Annotated in this window: 14 protein-coding genes; 9 read left to right on the top strand and 5 right to left on the bottom strand. The window is 39.6% G+C overall.

What is annotated here, in order from left to right; translation table 11 throughout:
• Positions 1–382 precede the first annotated feature (382 nt).
• The 8 genes from DCO44_RS16140 (at position 383) to DCO44_RS16105 (ending at position 10,887) form a co-directional block, all read left to right on the top strand.
• The gene (locus DCO44_RS16140) at positions 383–1,972 is read left to right on the top strand and encodes a peptide chain release factor 3 (protein ID WP_116763674.1); all 1,590 of its coding nucleotides are present in this window, start codon (positions 383–385) and stop codon (positions 1,970–1,972) included.
• 96 nt (positions 1,973–2,068) lie between these two features.
• Positions 2,069–2,893, top strand: a complete 825-nt coding sequence (locus DCO44_RS16135) for a hypothetical protein (protein ID WP_116763673.1) — start codon at positions 2,069–2,071, stop codon at positions 2,891–2,893.
• A gap of 67 nt (positions 2,894–2,960) precedes the next feature.
• Entirely contained in the window at positions 2,961–3,917 is a 957-nt protein-coding gene (locus tag DCO44_RS16130) for an RsiV family protein (protein WP_116763672.1), read from the top strand.
• Positions 3,918–3,928: 11 nt separating this feature from the next.
• Complete coding sequence (locus DCO44_RS16125; RefSeq protein WP_116763671.1) at positions 3,929–4,744, top strand: TatD family hydrolase; 816 nt, start codon at positions 3,929–3,931, stop codon at positions 4,742–4,744.
• 118 nt (positions 4,745–4,862) lie between these two features.
• A complete protein-coding gene (gene acnA, locus DCO44_RS16120) occupies positions 4,863–7,619 on the top strand; it encodes an aconitate hydratase AcnA (protein ID WP_116763670.1) in 2,757 nt (918 codons plus the stop codon).
• Positions 7,620–7,709: 90 nt separating this feature from the next.
• On the top strand, positions 7,710–8,513 hold the full coding sequence (locus tag DCO44_RS16115) for a hypothetical protein (protein ID WP_116763669.1): 804 nt from the start codon (positions 7,710–7,712) through the stop codon (positions 8,511–8,513).
• 63 nt (positions 8,514–8,576) lie between these two features.
• The gene (locus DCO44_RS16110; protein WP_116763668.1) at positions 8,577–9,347 is read left to right on the top strand and encodes a ThiF family adenylyltransferase; all 771 of its coding nucleotides are present in this window, start codon (positions 8,577–8,579) and stop codon (positions 9,345–9,347) included.
• A gap of 649 nt (positions 9,348–9,996) precedes the next feature.
• Complete coding sequence (locus DCO44_RS16105; RefSeq protein ID WP_116763667.1) at positions 9,997–10,887, top strand: LysR substrate-binding domain-containing protein; 891 nt, start codon at positions 9,997–9,999, stop codon at positions 10,885–10,887.
• Positions 10,888–10,963: 76 nt separating this feature from the next.
• Here DCO44_RS16105 and dusA read toward each other — a convergent pair whose 3' ends face one another.
• Positions 10,964–11,980 carry a tRNA dihydrouridine(20/20a) synthase DusA gene (gene dusA, locus DCO44_RS16100; RefSeq protein ID WP_116763666.1) on the bottom strand — a complete coding sequence of 339 codons (1,017 nt, stop codon included), beginning with the start codon at positions 11,978–11,980 and terminating at the stop codon, positions 10,964–10,966.
• A 133-nt stretch (positions 11,981–12,113) separates the two neighbouring features.
• On the opposite strand from dusA, the gene DCO44_RS16095 reads away from it, so the two are divergent.
• Entirely contained in the window at positions 12,114–13,262 is a 1,149-nt protein-coding gene (locus DCO44_RS16095; protein ID WP_116763665.1) for a site-specific integrase, read from the top strand.
• Here the strand turns inward: DCO44_RS16095 and DCO44_RS16090 are convergent.
• The 4 genes from DCO44_RS16090 to DCO44_RS16065 form a co-directional block, all read right to left on the bottom strand.
• Entirely contained in the window at positions 13,246–13,518 is a 273-nt protein-coding gene (locus DCO44_RS16090) for a pyocin activator PrtN family protein (protein WP_005059468.1), read from the bottom strand. The genes DCO44_RS16095 and DCO44_RS16090 overlap by 17 nt on opposite strands.
• Positions 13,519–13,537: 19 nt before the next feature.
• Positions 13,538–14,488 carry a hypothetical protein gene (locus tag DCO44_RS16085; RefSeq protein WP_116763664.1) on the bottom strand — a complete coding sequence of 317 codons (951 nt, stop codon included), beginning with the start codon at positions 14,486–14,488 and terminating at the stop codon, positions 13,538–13,540.
• Positions 14,488–15,414, bottom strand: a complete 927-nt coding sequence (locus DCO44_RS16080; RefSeq protein ID WP_116763663.1) for a YagK/YfjJ domain-containing protein — start codon at positions 15,412–15,414, stop codon at positions 14,488–14,490. Before DCO44_RS16080 ends, DCO44_RS16085 begins: the two co-directional genes overlap by 1 nt.
• Before the next feature lie 667 nt (positions 15,415–16,081).
• A complete protein-coding gene (locus DCO44_RS16065) occupies positions 16,082–16,660 on the bottom strand; it encodes a hypothetical protein (protein ID WP_133243165.1) in 579 nt (192 codons plus the stop codon).
• Between the last annotated feature and the right edge of the window lie 153 nt (positions 16,661–16,813).

The following is a 16,813-nucleotide window of genomic DNA, read 5'->3' as shown; positions in this document are numbered from 1 at the left end:
CTATCGAAATAGAGGGAAAAGGCTCGGTTTAAGATTCAATTTAATTGCTGGAATTTACAACTTAGAATTGAATGAAAAATGAGTTATGAAAGAGATCTAGTGAGCATCGTGCTCTACTATGGAAAACATCAAAGCAAAGGCTTAGATGAAGTATGGCTCTACCACTGTGACCATTTAAGTGCGTCATAGGAAGTAACGTATGATAGTGGTTCGATTATTCTAAAAGTCTAGTGTTGTGGATACATCAAGACATATCAACAATCAGTAAAATCCTTTTCAAATCTGATACAATATTGTTAATTTTTAGAATCCCTATTTTTTTCAGCTTAGGTACATATTTATAAATGTGTACATAACTGTGTACATATTGTAGATTTTTCTTATGTTTAATGAACAATTAGCCAGAGAAGTAAAGGCTCGTAGGACTTTTGCTATTATTTCCCATCCCGATGCGGGTAAAACCACCATGACAGAAAAACTGCTGTTATGGGGTAAGGCCATTCAGGTGGCGGGTATGGTAAAAAGCCGTAAATCGGACCGTGCTGCGACCTCGGACTGGATGGAAATGGAAAAAGAACGTGGTATTTCGATTACCACATCGGTGATGCAGTTCCCCTATAAAGATAAGATGATCAATCTTCTGGATACTCCAGGACATGAAGATTTCTCGGAAGATACTTATCGTACTTTGACAGCGGTTGACTCAGCACTCATGGTGATTGACGGTGCAAAAGGGGTTGAGGACCGAACCATCAAATTGATGGAAGTCTGTCGTATGCGTGACACACCGATCATTTCATTTGTGAACAAAATGGACCGCGAAATCCGTGAGCCTTTAGAACTGTTAGATGAAATTGAAAACGTTTTAAAAATTAAATGTGTTCCAATTACATGGCCACTGGGCACAGGTCGTGACTTCGCTGGGGTATTTAACCTGATCGAAGAAAAATTTTATGTGTATAAAGCGGGTTTTGGTTCAACTATTACTGAGATTGAAATCCGAGATGGCTATGATTATGCAGACCTCCGTGAAAAAGTAGGGGAGCTGGCTTGGGCCGCATTTGAAGAGTCTTTAGAACTGGTTCAAATGGCGAATGAACCATTGGACCGTGAAGCATTTTTGGCGGGCCGTCAAACCCCTGTGTTGTTTGGTACGGCACTGGGTAACTTTGGTGTAGACCATGTGTTAGATGCATTTAGCAACTATGCGCCTGAACCGAAAGCACACCCGACTCAAGACCGTAAAGTTGAAGCGACTGAAGAAGGTTTCACTGGTTTTGTCTTTAAAATTCAGGCCAATATGGATCCGAAACACCGTGACCGTATTGCTTTTATGCGTATTTGTTCAGGCAAATATGAAAAAGGCTTGAAAATGAAGCATGTACGTTTAGATAAAGATGTGCGTATTAGCGATGCTTTGACCTTTTTGGCAGGGGATCGTCAGCACCTAGAAGAAGCGTGGCCAGGGGACATTATTGGTTTACATAACCATGGCACCATCCAAATTGGCGATACCTTTACTTCGGGCGAAAAACTGCAATTTACCGGTATTCCACACTTTGCACCTGAAATGTTCCGCCGCGTGCGTTTGAAAGATCCTTTAAAGTCGAAGCAACTACAAAAAGGCTTAAAAGAACTTTCAGAAGAAGGTGCAACACAAGTCTTCATGCCGCAAAACAGCAATGACTTGATTGTAGGGGCTGTAGGGGTGCTTCAGTTTGAAGTGGTTGCATACCGTTTGAAAGAAGAATACAAAGTTGATTGCGTTTATGAGCCTGTAAGTATTAATACGGTTCGTTGGGTGTCATGTGATGATGACAAAAAATTCAATGAATTTAAGAAAAAGGCACATGATCAACTCTCTGTTGATGGAGGCGGGCATTTAACGTATTTAGCACCAAGTCGTGTCAATTTACAGTTAATGCAAGAGCGTTATCCAGACATTGTGTTCCGTAATACACGCGAACACTAAACTAAACAAAACAGCCTCTTTTCGGAGGCTGTTTTTACATGGTATTTCTTTTTTATTGGTGACGTTACCGTTGAGGTAGCCTAGCGTGTGGTCGAAATGAAGAACAACAACATCATTCAAATTGCTCTTTTGCTATGTACAGGACTTTCTTTGTCCGCGTGTGATTCATCGAAACAGCCACAAGATGAACAACAAAAATCAGCAGCCTCCATTTTGAAGCAGGATCAAGCGGAAGTCCTGCCTTATCTGCATATTAAACAGCAGCCTGCTAAAATTGCGTTGCCCTTTTGTGAAACTAAAAATTGCATTGATATTGATATTCAAACCCTTGAAACCCAAGACCAATGGTTGAATAGTTGGATGGCAAAAACCCAAGCCCTGGTGATTCAAGATCAAATAGGCTTAAAGCAAAACATGAGTTTGCAACAAGCCATCAATGCATATGTGAAAAAATCGGATGATTGGCAGGCGAAATACTCGAAGAATCCTGCTTATCAATTGGCACTGTATACCCGTATTGCCTATCAACGAAATGAATATGTGTTGTTACAAGTGGGTGTGAACAGTAAACAAGAAGACGTCAAGGTTGATGAGCATTACTACTTTGCTGTTGCAGATCGAAAATTGCAGAAAGGTCTGTCCTTACTTGACATTGTTGAACCAAAGCAGCAAGTTTATATGAACGAGATTGTGCAAAAAGCCTATCAGGATTGGTTAAAACAACAAACTGCCGAAGCAAGACAGAAGGCGCCAAAAAAATTGTATTGGGGGCAAGCGGATTGGTTCTTTGACAGTGAAGGTATTGGCGTACATTACCGTAGCCAGCAAATTGCCCAAGAGGGTAAGCAATTGGACATTTACTTAAGCAAAGCACAAACGCAACAGGTTTTAAAAGCAGATCTTTATCGGAATATGTTTTAGTAAGCGGGATTGAAGCCTGAATAGGTGTGATATGTCGAGTGAGAAAATGAAAATAGGGTTGAGTCAAATGACAACAAAGAAAGTGATTTGGGCGGCAAGTGTATTGACGACAGCCATACTGATGACAGCGTGTCAGCCTAAAAAAGTTGAATCGGAACAACCAGAGACTGCGGCATCATCGACATTGGCGCAAGAACAAGCGAGTCAATTGATTGGCGATTCGGAAAAACTACAGCTCAATTTACCTGCATGTGACGACAATAACTGCCCAGAAATGACCATTGAGCGACTCAGTAGTAATCAGCCATTTATAGATGCGTATATAGATGCTGAAATTCTGAAACAGGTCGAGCAGATTTTGGCAGTTTCTCCTGAGTTCGCTGTAGATGAATCGGCATCGACCGCGAAAGCATCGGAAGTGGCAGCATCACAAGCTGTGGTTCAGGCAGCAACAGTGAAACAACAGCTCGAACAGCAATTACAGCCGTATACCCAAGCTTTTTTAAAATTAGATCAAGAGATTAAAGCGCTAAGTTCAAGTCATAAAATTAGTGTGATGATTAAGCCGACCATTCTCAATGCCAAAGGTCCATTGGTTACGGTGGTATTAAACAGCAGTAGTTACTTGGGGGGGGCGCATGGTTCATCTTCGCAACAATATTATAATTTTGATTTAGAACAGAAAAAACTGGTCAAGCTGAATGAAATCTTGGCACCCAATCAGTTGGCAGCATTAGAAAATCAAGCGCATGAAGCTTTTAAAACTTGGGTGATTGAGTCGAAACTGGCCAATAATGTCTCTGAATATGAACAGGCATGGAAGTTTAAACTGAGTGATAATTATTATTTGAGTAAGCAAGGTTTAATTTTACAGTATGGTGAATATGAAATTGGACCGTATGTGGTCGGTTTGCCGCGCTTAACCATACCCTATGAGCAATTGCAGACGATTCTAAAAAAACCATACCTACCTGAGTTTGCCACTGAAGCAGTTGCGCGTGCTGCCAGCGAGCCAAGCAAGTAATAGGTTTGAATATGCCGCTGCGTTTATTTGATACCCATACTCATTTTGATGTTCCTGATTTTGATCCAGATCGGGAATATCTGGCGTCTCAAGCCAAAGCGGCAGGGGTGGAGGCTTTGGTCTTAATCGGTTTTGTCGCTTCACGATTCCCTGATTTGCTAAAAACTCAACAGGTTATAAATCATTTGTCAGAAGCACCGAAGGCTTATTTAGCACCGGGTTTACACCCTTTTTATATTCAACAACATCGACTTGAGCATTTACAGCAACTCGAATTACTCTTACAACAGCGTGATTGTATTGCCATTGGGGAAATTGGGTTAGATACTTTTTTAGCCGAGCATAAGCAGCCCGAATTATTTGCCAAACAACAGGATTATTTTCAACAGCAACTAGAACTGGCGCTGTATTACCAAAAGCCAGTGTTGTTACATATTCGTAAAGCCCATGCAGAAAGTCTGGCGTTGTTAAAAAAGCAAAAATTTCAATTCGGTGGTATTGCCCATGCCTTTAGTGGTGGGGTCGAAGAAGCCAAAGCCTTCATTAAAATGGGGTTTAAAATTGGCATCACAGGGCAAATTACCAATCCGAACGCGAAAAAACTGCATCGGGTGGTACAGGAAATTGGTGCCGAACATTTGGTGTTGGAAACCGATTGCCCTGATATGACGCCGCTGTGTTGTCAAGTTTCAACCCAACAACGAACGCGCAATACTCCTGCCAATTTACCTTATGTATTAAAGGGTTTAGCGCAGACTTTGCAGTGCGATGAAACCGACTTGGCAGAGCAGCTTTGGCAAAATACGCAGCAGTGTTTGCGGTTGTAAAATTCAAATAAAGTGGGTGGGAAATTACTAATCCACAACATTAAAACCAACGATTTGACCTACATTATAAAAAGAACAATGGAATAAAAAACAACCATGCACGCCGGAGGATCCACCTATGGCAAAGTATAGTAAAATCAATAGTTTTAATGCATTACAATCCTTTACAGTCGGTTCCAAAACTTATCAGATTTTTAGTTTGGCACAAGCCCAGCCACAACTGGGAGAACTGTCTAAACTACCCAAATCACTTAAAGTCTTATTAGAAAATTTATTGCGCTTTGAAGATGGTGTAACGGTCAAAGCAGATGATATTTTGGCGATTGTGGAATGGCAGCAAACCCGAAGCTCGGAACAAGAAATTCAGTATCGCCCTGCGCGAGTCCTCATGCAGGATTTTACAGGTGTACCTGCGGTGGTCGATTTAGCCGCCATGCGAGCAGCAGTCGCACAAGCTGGACGAGATCCGAATATAATTAATCCTTTATCTCCAGTTGATTTGATCATTGACCACTCGGTGATGGTTGATCATTTTGCCAGTAATCGTGCCTTTGCTGAAAATGTTGAAATTGAAATGCAGCGTAATGGTGAGCGTTATCAGTTCCTGCGTTGGGGACAATCGGCGTTCAATAACTTTAGTGTGGTTCCGCCGGGAACGGGGATTTGCCATCAGGTGAATCTGGAATATTTAGCGCAAGCGGTATGGCTAGGTGAATCAGACGGGCAAACCTATGCCTTCCCAGATACCTTGGTGGGTACAGATTCACATACCACGATGATTAATGGTTTGGGGGTCTTAGGTTGGGGTGTGGGCGGAATTGAAGCCGAAGCTGCCATGTTAGGACAACCTATTTCCATGCTCATTCCTGAAGTGATTGGTTTCAAACTCACGGGCAAATTGCGCGAGGGCATAACGGCTACGGATTTGGTTCTTACCATCACGCAAATGCTGCGTCAAAAAGGCGTGGTGGGTAAATTTGTTGAATTTTATGGTGATGGACTCGCGGATTTGCCTTTGGCTGACCGTGCCACCATTGCCAATATGGCACCTGAATATGGGGCAACCTGTGGCTTTTTCCCTATTGATGAAGTGACGCTGGCCTATATGCGCTTAACAGGACGTAGTGATGAACGCATCGCTTTGGTCGAAGCGTATTGTAAAGAACAGGGCTTATGGCGAAATGCAGGAGATGAACCTGTGTTCACCGATACTTTAAGCCTTGATATGTCGACGGTTGCTGCGAGTGTTGCGGGTCCTAAACGTCCACAAGATCGGGTTTTACTGGCAGATGTACCACAAACTTTTGATGCTTTAATGGAGCTGAGTTTAAAACCTGCCAAAGAAGATAAAGCACGTTTAGAAAATGAAGGGGGCGGTGGTACAGCGGTTGATGCGCAAAAATCCAATATCACGCATGAAAGTGCATTCTGTGAAATCGATGGTAAGCAGTATCCATTGGTACATGGCGATGTGGTGATTTCAGCCATTACCTCCTGTACCAATACGTCTAATCCAAGTGTGATGTTGGCGGCAGGTCTGCTTGCGAAAAAAGCCATTGAAAAAGGTCTACAACGCAAACCTTGGGTGAAAAGCTCCTTGGCTCCCGGTTCTAAAGTGGTAACGGACTATCTGAATGCCGCAGGTTTAACGCCTTATCTCGATCAGTTGGGTTATAACTTGGTTGGTTACGGTTGTACCACCTGTATTGGTAATTCGGGGCCTTTACCTGAAGCAATTGAAGAAGCCATCAATTGTTATGATTTAAACGTTGCTTCAGTGTTATCGGGCAATCGTAATTTTGAAGGGCGAGTACATCCTTTGGTGAAAACCAATTGGTTGGCTTCACCGCCTTTGGTGATTGCTTTTGGTTTGGCAGGGAATATTCGTGTAGATTTAACCACCCAACCGATTGGATTGGATATACATGGCGAAGCGGTCTATTTAAAAGACATTTGGCCAAGTCAGGCAGAAATAGATGAAGTGTTGCAGAACGTGAATACCGACATGTTCCATAAAGAATATGCCGCGGTATTTGAAGGCGATGCCAGTTGGAAGGCGATTCAAATTCCACAAAGTCAGACTTATGCATGGGACGAGCATTCTACCTATATCCGCCATCCGCCATTTTTTGCAGATATTGGGCAACCCCTGAATTCATTACATAATATTGAGCATGCGCGAATACTGGCAGTGCTTGGAGATTCGGTCACCACCGACCATATTTCCCCCGCAGGTAATATTAAAAAAGACAGCCCTGCTGGCCGCTATCTGCAAGAGCATGGCGTAGAGCCGAATGATTTTAACTCCTATGGTTCACGTCGCGGTAATCATGAAGTTATGATGCGCGGCACATTTGCCAATATCCGTATTAAAAATGAAATGTTAGGTGGAGAAGAAGGCGGCAATACGTTGCATATTCCAAGCGGTGAAAAACTGGCAATTTATGATGCTGCCATGCTGTATCAACAGCAAGGCACGCCGTTGGTGATTATTGCAGGTAAAGAATATGGCACAGGCTCTTCCCGTGATTGGGCAGCGAAAGGTACCAATTTACTTGGGGTAAAAGCTGTTATTGCTGAAAGTTTTGAGCGGATTCACCGTTCAAATCTGGTTGGCATGGGCGTGTTGCCATTGCAGTTTATGTCTGATCAGAACCGACACAGTTTAAATCTGACAGGGCATGAAAGTATTTCGATTCTAGGTTTGTCGGATGATTTGGCACCACATCAAACCTTTGAAGTGGAAGTCACTCGAACCGATGGCTCACGCGATTCGTTCCCTGTGTTATGTCGTATTGATACCCTCAACGAAGTTGAATATTTCAAAGCTGGTGGGATTCTGCATTATGTGTTGCGACATTTAATTGCGAGTTGATATAGCAACGCGATCCCTTACAAGGAGCCTTATGATACGAAGTCTAAGGCTCCTTTTGTATAGATTAAACGACGGAACAAGATTGAATTTATGTTGAAATTTTTATTGGCAGGATGTGTATGCCTATTTCCAGTTTGGGGCCATGCAAAACCGCAAGCCCAGATATTAAAACCACAAAAAATTACGCAGGCGCAGCGAGAAAGTATTTGTTCTCAGCTCAAGATTTCCTGTAATTCCGATGCGACTTGGCAACTCTATCAGGTTCCGAATCAGCCTAAACATCATTATGTGATTGCCAAATTGAAACTCTTTGAGCTAGAAAAAAATGCACAAAGTTATCAATTACGCAATCATTGGGATTTTTCAGATTACCGACCGCTGACGCAGAATCCACATTGGACGGTGGATGGTCCTGTCGCGCCAGAAGATTTACTCGATGAAAATGGTAAATTTGTTCGAGCCGATGCTTTACATCTTTATCCAGTGTTATTTCCAGTCAATGATACAGATTACAGTATTGCCCTGATTCAGCGTTGGGATGAAATGTACTCAGGTGGGGGCATGACGGAAGAAGCGGCAGACTTTTTACAGCTCAATCCTCAGGGCAAATACCAACAGATTTTTCAGAATATTCCATTTTCTGTCTCAAGAATGATTCGAGCCTGTTTCTCGGAACAAGATTATGCCCAGTCAGGGGAACATTGTCATGACCTCGAAAAATTGGTGCTAAATATTGAATATCTACAAGCGAATACATGGCGTATGAAATATCACTATATTCGCACTTTGTCGCCATCTTCAGATCAACTGCCCATGAATCAACGTAAGACTTATGTATTGAATGCAAATAAAGCTGATGCAATCCAGTTCCCAAGTGCATGGACTGAATATTAATCCGCAACTTTTAAATTGAATTTGATAAAATGCTCGCGATAATTTTTCTGATTTGATCTCCCTATGACTGATTTACTCCTAGATGATGAATATGACCGCCGTTTTGCTGGCGTAGCTAAAATTTATGGAGAACCAGCATTTCAAGGGTATGAACAAAGCCATGTTATGGTGATTGGAATTGGCGGCGTTGGTTCTTGGGCGGTGGAAGCCTTGGCGCGCACAGGTATTGGTGAGTTGACCTTGGTCGATATGGATGTGGTTGCTGCATCAAATATTAATCGTCAATTACCTGCGATGACCTCAACATTGGGCTGTGAAAAAATTGAAGTCATGGCAGAACGTTGTCGTTCAATTAATCCGAAAATTAAAATTAATCTGATCGATGATTATTTAACCCCAGACAATGTCAAAGAATTATTAAACAATGCTCCTGATTTAATTCTAGACTGCATTGATGATGTCAAAGCCAAGTTGGCGCTGATGTTACATTGTCGTTTTAATAAAATTCCGTTAATTGTTTCGGGAGGAGCAGGCGGTAAGCTTGATCCACTGAAAATTCGGGTCGCAGATTTATCTAAAACGGAACAAGACCCAATGTTGGCAAAATTACGCACACAACTTCGTTCTAAAGGCATTTGTAAAAAACCAAAAGAAAAGTTTGGGATTACCTGTGTGTATTCGATTGATAATCCATTTTCCAGCGCCGATGTTTGCCCAAGTGCTGGTTTACGCTGTGGAGGTTATGGTTCGGCAGTCGTAGTGACGTCTAGTTTTGCCATGATTGCGGTTGCAGAAGTACTGAAAAAATTAGATCACATCAAAGCGAAGCAATAAGACTAATTTTAGGTTTAATTGGGCGACATAAATCAATTTAGTTATGTCGCCCATAGATGATAAAAAATTTAGATGAATAGAAAAAAGAACTTTTTTTAATTATCTGATTCTTAAAATAAAAACGCCTGTAAATGAATTGAAAAACGTGGTGCAAGAGAACATCTTTTTAAAAAGATGCTGTTTTGAGATACAACATTACAAGGAAATGTATTGAGTATCTTGATGATTTTCAGTCAGAAAAACCTCATGTCGCACCAATATAGAAAAGCATGCTTTAGTGAAATCTGGCATACGCCTAGAATCAAATTTTTTTGCACAATTATAGAGGGTCATGGGGTTGCTAGAGATCGTAAACAGTCGAGACTTTTTCTATACAAAGCCGAATGAATATAGCTGAAGCCTCGATATCATCAGTCTTGTAAAGAAATTAATTCAAGTGGCTGGGTACTTTTCCCGGTTCGTTTCGCAATAAAACCATCATAAAGATGGAGTAAAACCAAAGCGCTGATAATGCAAACTAACACCAGTATTTGTTTGGATAAACTCATGCTTTTTCTCTTATCGAAGTCTCTTTAAGTCAAGTGTAGTTAAATTAATTGATCTCATCTAATATAGAAAAAATAAGGTTTGATCTAATTTTGAGATGATAATGGCAACACTTAAGCAATTTAATTATCTGATTAGCATTGTCGAGGAGGGTGGCTTTATCGCGGCTTCTGAAAAGTTATTCATTGCCCAATCGGCGTTGAGTCGACAGATCAAGCTTTTGGAAGAAGAAGTTGGTTTTGAAATTTTTGATCGGAGTGATAAAAAAATAAAGCTGACCAAAGCGGGGCATTTTTTTTATGCTCAGCTTAAAAATAATGTGCTGAACTTAGAACATATTATTGAAAATTCTAAAGATATCGCAAATGGGAAAAATCGACTCATTAAAATTGCACACTCAAGTACCGTTACAATGAGCTTGGAAAAAGTCAAAGTGTTTGACCAAGCTTCAAGGGATCTCGAGGTTCATTTTGAACTCAATACTTTATCTTCAGAAGATCAGGTTCTAGCGCTCAAGACGGGTCATATTGATGTCGGTTTTATTCGTCCCCCTGTTTTAAATCACCTTGATGAGTTACATGTGGTAAAGCTCTACCATGAGCCTTTATATGTCGCGTTACATCTAAACCATAGGTTAGCCATAGAAAAAAGCATCAAAATTCAGCAGTTAAGGCATGAAAATTTTGTCTCGACACCGCATGCTGAACGGGGTGGACTGAGTTATTTAGTCTCAAACCTTTGTCTCAGTGCAGGTTTTACCCCAAAGAAAGCGCCCATTCAATCCCGTAAAGTGTCCCAACTTCAATTGGTTGCTGCTGAAATTGGAGTTTGTATTGTTCCTGAAGAATTTACAGAGATTTTGCCAGAACAGGTGAAGCTTATTCCTTTGCAGGCTGCAAATAGCTTGTCCGATGTGGTGATGGTATGGAGTCAAAATGCAGATGAGGTGATACAGAAAAGTACTGAGTATTTGCTGCATCATTTACAACGATGATCTGTACAGATCATCGTTGTATTCAAAAGATTGGCATAATGCAGAATTTTTGAATGGTGTAAATATTCAATTACGATTAAACCGACTGTTCTTTTAAGTAATCCTCAGTGCGTTGCATCGCTTCTTTGATGTTTATAATTGCATTTTCTACATCGGCAAACGTCTTGGCATTACCACCACTTAAAGCTTGACGCCACTTTCGAGCACCCGGAAGGTTTTGAAATAATCCCAGAATATGACGGGTGATAATCGATAAAGGAGCACCCTCAGCCATACGCTGAGCAATATAAGGCAGCATTTGATTGATGATATCAAAACGATTAGGCAGGTCTAAATTCCACAATTGACCCAGTTCAGCCAAAAGGTACGGATTGTGATAGGCCTCACGACCAATCATCACACCATCCACATGTTTGAGATGTTCCTGTGTTTCAGCAAAGGTTTTAATCCCGCCGTTAATTTCAATCAGTAGATTTGGGCGTTCTTGCTTTAAACGATAGACATCTTCATAACGCAGCGGTGGAACCTCACGGTTTTCTTTTGGAGATAAACCCTGCAATAACGCAATACGCGCATGCACGATAAAATTATCACAACCTGTTTTAGCGACGGTATCGACAAAATGCAGCATTTCTTCATAAGAGTGCATATCATCAATGCCGATACGATGTTTCACGGTGACAGGAATATTTACTGCATTGCGCATTTCAGCGATACATTCTGCAACGAGGTCAGGTTCTGCCATGAGGCAGGCACCAATTTTATTGTTTTGTACACGGTCACTTGGGCAGCCAACGTTTAAATTGACCTCATCATAGCCCCAGTCTTGTGCCATCTTTGTGCAAGTGGATAAGTCTTTAGGATTGGAGCCGCCGAGTTGTAAAACGATTGGATGTTCTTGATTGTTAAAGTCTAAATGGCGTTTGGCATCACCATGAATAATTGCGCCAGTGGTCACCATCTCTGTGTATAGAATGACATTGGGGTTAAACAGGCGGGCAAAAAAACGGTAATCCTTGGTGGTCCAATCCATCATCGGGGCTACGCTGATTCGCGGAGATTGAGTGTTTTCAATGTTTTTGTTAATAGTCATTAAAAATCATACCTTTAATCTGTATTTCGCAACCTGCGCGAATCTGTTTTAACCTGTATTTAGGTGAGCTAATCAGTTTGCATTTACACCAAATTTTACACCATAATCAAAAAAACAGGTTGTGGTGTAAATTATGGGGTCAATTACAGCAAGGAAAGGTACAGATGGTAAAGTTAACTATCGTGCTGCGATTCGAATCAATCGAAAGGGCTTTCCTACGTTCTCTGAAAGTAAAACATTTCATTCAAAGAAGTTAGCTGAAAACTGGGTTAAGAAACGAGAAGTCGAAATTCAAGAAAATCCTGATATTTTGCTTGGCAAAGAAAAGCTCATTGATCTGACCTTAGCAGATGCCATAGATAAATATTTGGATGAAGTCGGGAGCGAGTACGGAAGGACGAAACGCTATTCTCTGCTCTTAATTAAGAAGCTACCAATTGCGCGCAATATTATCACAAAAATAAAATCAGTACATTTAGCCGAGCATGTTGCCTTAAGGAAGGGAGGAGTACCTCATCTAGAACTTGAACCTATTGCGACTAGTACGCAGCAACATGAGCTTTTACATATCCGTGGTGTGCTTTCTCATGCTGCTGTTATGTGGGAAATAGATATTGATTTAAATGGCTTTGATAAGGCTACGGCTCAGTTAAGAAAAACACGTCAAATTTCCTCAAGTCAAAAAAGAGATCGACTCCCTTCAACGGATGAATTGATTGCATTAACGAAATATTTTACAGAACGATGGAAGCTAAACCGTTACGGTTCTAAGTATCCAATGCATTTGATTATGTGGTTTGCTATTTTCTCATGCAGACGTGAAGCTGAATTAACACGATTATTTCTTCGAGATTATGATTCACATCATTCAACATGGAAAGTGCATGATCTAAAAAATCCAAATGGCTCCAAAGGTAATCATAAATCATTCGATGTCCTTAATCCTTGTAAGGAAATGATTAAAAGATTAAAGCAGTCTGAAGTTCGTGAACGAATGTTGAAGCTTGGGCATGATGAAAACTTATTGTTGCCATTGAATCCCAAAAGCTTAGGTAAAGAGTTTAGAGAAGCGTGCCGAATGTTGGGTATTGATGATCTACGCTTTCATGATTTGAGACATGAGGGATGTACTCGACTAGCTGAACAGAGCTTTACTATTCCTGAGATTCAGAAAGTAAGTCTGCATGATTCTTGGAGCAGTTTACAGCGTTATGTTTCGGTGAAGGCAAGGAGAAATACTATGCAGTTAGAAGAGGTGCTACGCCTCATCGATGAAACGTAGCATAATCTTTTGAAGCTTCTGAATACTTACTGTCTAAAATATCTGCTAGATCTTTAATGTGCACCAAAAAAGGTGCACGTTTACTTTGATCTATTTTAAACACTGAGAAAGGGAATTCTTGATTATTAGCCTTTCTCAGTGCTTCAGCTTTACTAAGATGAGGGTAATAGTCGGAAACTATTGTCATCAGTTCAACGGTCATAGAGCGATATTTCATAAATAGGTAGTCAGCAGTGGTAAGCTGAAACATTCCCATTATTAGATTTTCAATCCTATTAGACAAATTTTGAGTACAAAATCTCAAGAGAAGTCTGTAGTCCATCTACTCTATATAATGCATCTGTACCTATAAGATAGCTTTTTAGACATCTGATCCGTTCTCTGTAATTTGGGTTTTTCTTACTAAAACGGTTGTTAGCAAGAAACCCATTTAGGCATCCAGAATCATAGTTGAAGTAATAGCAGCTATTTGATTCAACAGTATTTTTTATACTTTGAAAGAAGCTTAGGTCTGTAAACCCTGATGGTTCATCAATGTAATCTTTCTGCAAGATCACGATATAGCGCAAATTCATGCGCTTGTTTAAACAAGGTTCTTTCTTTAATAAAATGGCTAAACATTTATCAGGCTCGATCTGATTCAGCTGAATTTTTAGTTCATTACTGATAAATTTCTCTAACCCATTAAGATGTATAGTATTATTTTGATCCGTATCATAATTAAGGCAGAACTCTTGAAGCTCAAAACCAGAAGAGCTTCTTTCAATATTTCGAAATGTTGTATCCAATTCTTGCTTTGAGCCTTCAAAAGGCTTAGACCATTCGATAAGGCTCTTAGTAAATTCAATTGTTTGTATGCGATATTGGAAATGCTCAGATAAATAAGATACAGCAAGTGGATTAATGGTAGCAGTTTGATTTTGCTGAATTAAGCCATGCTCATAAGCTAGATTACCTAAGTTTGCATTATATGGATTCAGGCTAATATTTGACATATTGCCATTAAACCATGGTGCATTATTCAGCCAAGGAATTGTTTGTATTGCTTGCATAATAGAGACATTTGAGCCTTTAAGGGCTTTTTCAATGCTTTTAGCAGATGCTTTTCCAATAAGTGATGTTGCTTGATAAATATCAGATGGACTTGGATGTGGTAGAGCTAATCGCGCACCAGTGCTACAAAAATATGCAGTATGAGCTACTGAAAGATCTTTTTTAGTCAGCATTAGAATCCCCCTTTATCACTGCTATTCAGCAAAGTTGCGTTAACTGTTTTAACCACTTTTCTTGGACGGCCAGCATTTGAGCGTCGTTGAGGTGGCTGACTAATTTGAATTGTTCTAACGCTATTTAGTTTGTTAAACATGAAGTACTGTTCCTTTTTACAGAAATATTGAACACAATCATCTAACGCCTTTTGCTTTGCGGTATCTGTGTGGTCAATCATTCCTATACATAGAGTTTTGTATTTGTCTTTTGCCATGTGGCAGTTATAAGTGCAGCCTTGATTGTTCGTAAGCTTTTTCCAGTACTTGGTAATTTCATGTGCAAAATACCCATCACTTTGATGTAAATTGCCATCCATAAAAAACAGAGCGTGGACGTGAAAGCCCTTTTTTAACCCATGTTCAAACTTCAAAATATAACCCTTGATTTGGTTCAATATTTTGTTATGCCTTCTATTCCCTAATAACTGTGCAATCAGCTTTTTTAAAGATTGCAAGGCATTTTCAGAATGAAAGGGGTGTTGCAGTTCATCTGGGCAATAAGGGGTTAAGTTCTCTAAAGGTGGCTTAAAGGCAAAATCAACACGTATAACCAAAAGTTTGCTGAATTTGGCAAAGCATTGGTTTATCGCTTTACGACAAGACTTTAAGTTTTGTTTAGCCTTTTCCTCACGTTTTCGGATAACATTTTTTACTATAGTGCTACCCATTTGCTCACGAATCAGTTGAACGAATTGATTTAATAAATCTGCTCTTTGCTGTATATGCACAAGAGGTTGGGAATTTGGTTGTTCAAATAACCCAATCAGATCTAATTCGGTATTTAAAAGTTCTTTTGCTTTGAAGAAACATAATATTTCTTCACAGACTATAAAGTCTTTCAGGTAACTAAGATCAATGCCTGCAATATCATCAAAGACAGGCACAAATGGTCTTATCCACTGAGCGTAGTAAAAGAAACCCTTAAATACGTTGAAATCATCGGGTTCAACTTTGGCTGCAAATTCGCTTTGCGTTTAAACATTCCCTGACGAATGACACTATATTGAGCATACATTTCAATCGGTGGTCACGATATAAAATGGTCTGTTCAATCTCTGATGATGGCAGAAGTTCAAATGCACCATCACTAATGAGAGGATAAACAATCGCAGGTGTTTGCGCTTTGTAAGGTTTAAGAGGCATGAGTGTACCCCTTAGCTTTATAGCAGTTAAATCTATACTGATTAATAATCAGTAGTGTTTTGTATAACACTACTGAAATAGGTATATACAAACTACCCAGATGATAAGTAGTACACCTATTGGGATAATAGATACTTAATAGTAATATTATCCTTAATTCAGAGGTTCGGCCTGATCGAGGTTTTATACTTTGACCTTGTGATGAACCCGAAGGTTTTTTAAATATTGCTGTGTACATACTTACTGTCCTAAATGTTGATTTAGTTATGGGGAAAAAGCCCATTAAATTAAACGGCTACCTTGAAGCAGAAAGGATGTCGTCTAATGACAATAAATTTACACTTGATTGTAGAATTAGTTATTAGTCTCCCAAGTAGTTTATAAAAAAATATTAACTATTAAAATCAGTTACTTATTTATTAAATGCTCGTGAAGTTCAGGATTGTTCTGGATTATTTTTAGAATTCTAACTGGTAAGTTCTCTAGCTTGATGTGCTGATTGTGTTTGTTTTTGGCACGGTCATTTTCCATGAAAAGTTCTATGTCCCTTGCAATTTCGTCTGCTATTTTCTCAGCAGCAGTATTCTTGCTTTTAAATTTCTTTCTGAATTTGTCTTGCTTGAGAAGTTCCAAAATTTTGTGATCAATAGCTTCAAAATTATATTTCTTTTTTAAATTTCCCTCAGTATTTAATGCTGAACCATTTAATTTTTTAAGTAACTTTGTATTGTTTAATAAGGTATGCCCTTTACATATAACAGGTAAGTTCTCTATTTTTTTATTTGAGTTCGGAGATCTTTGATATTGTTTAAAAAGACCAATAGAGGTGCACTGATTTATGGCTTTTTCTAAGTTTTCTACTACTTCATTGTATAATTCATCACGGTATTTCTGAGCATCTTGGATAGAGTAGGGATAATCTGGGTTCTTTTCAAAAAAATTAGGTTCTCTAATATTTTTATCAACAATATCAAGTTGATCATACAATTTTATAACGACTAAGAGCTCTGCAATAGGCTTATAGTATTTCTGTTGATTATATATTCCAAATGAGTACATTATTGTAGAAAAAACTCGGAAAGTGGATGATTAAGTTCAAATTTTAAAGTAGCTCTAATATAGAAATATATCGTCGTTCTA

Source organism: Acinetobacter sp. AM (assembly GCF_003105055.1).
Taxonomy (GTDB): domain Bacteria; phylum Pseudomonadota; class Gammaproteobacteria; order Pseudomonadales; family Moraxellaceae; genus Acinetobacter; species Acinetobacter tibetensis.
The sequence above is the reverse complement of the archived record's forward strand: the minus strand, read 5'-3'. Positions and strand labels throughout refer to the sequence as shown.

Coding starts and splice junctions, on each gene's coding strand:
- DCO44_RS16140 (WP_116763674.1), top strand. CDS start 383: ATGTTTAATGAACAATTAGCCAGAGAAGTAAAGGCTCGTAGGACTTTT.
- DCO44_RS16135 (WP_116763673.1), top strand. CDS start 2,069: ATGAAGAACAACAACATCATTCAAATTGCTCTTTTGCTATGTACAGGA.
- DCO44_RS16130 (WP_116763672.1), top strand. CDS start 2,961: ATGACAACAAAGAAAGTGATTTGGGCGGCAAGTGTATTGACGACAGCC.
- DCO44_RS16125 (WP_116763671.1), top strand. CDS start 3,929: ATGCCGCTGCGTTTATTTGATACCCATACTCATTTTGATGTTCCTGAT.
- acnA (WP_116763670.1), top strand. CDS start 4,863: ATGGCAAAGTATAGTAAAATCAATAGTTTTAATGCATTACAATCCTTT.
- DCO44_RS16115 (WP_116763669.1), top strand. CDS start 7,710: ATGTTGAAATTTTTATTGGCAGGATGTGTATGCCTATTTCCAGTTTGG.
- DCO44_RS16110 (WP_116763668.1), top strand. CDS start 8,577: ATGACTGATTTACTCCTAGATGATGAATATGACCGCCGTTTTGCTGGC.
- DCO44_RS16105 (WP_116763667.1), top strand. CDS start 9,997: ATGGCAACACTTAAGCAATTTAATTATCTGATTAGCATTGTCGAGGAG.
- dusA (WP_116763666.1), bottom strand. CDS start 11,980: ATGACTATTAACAAAAACATTGAAAACACTCAATCTCCGCGAATCAGC.
- DCO44_RS16095 (WP_116763665.1), top strand. CDS start 12,114: ATGGGGTCAATTACAGCAAGGAAAGGTACAGATGGTAAAGTTAACTAT.
- DCO44_RS16090 (WP_005059468.1), bottom strand. CDS start 13,518: ATGGGAATGTTTCAGCTTACCACTGCTGACTACCTATTTATGAAATAT.
- DCO44_RS16085 (WP_116763664.1), bottom strand. CDS start 14,488: ATGCTGACTAAAAAAGATCTTTCAGTAGCTCATACTGCATATTTTTGT.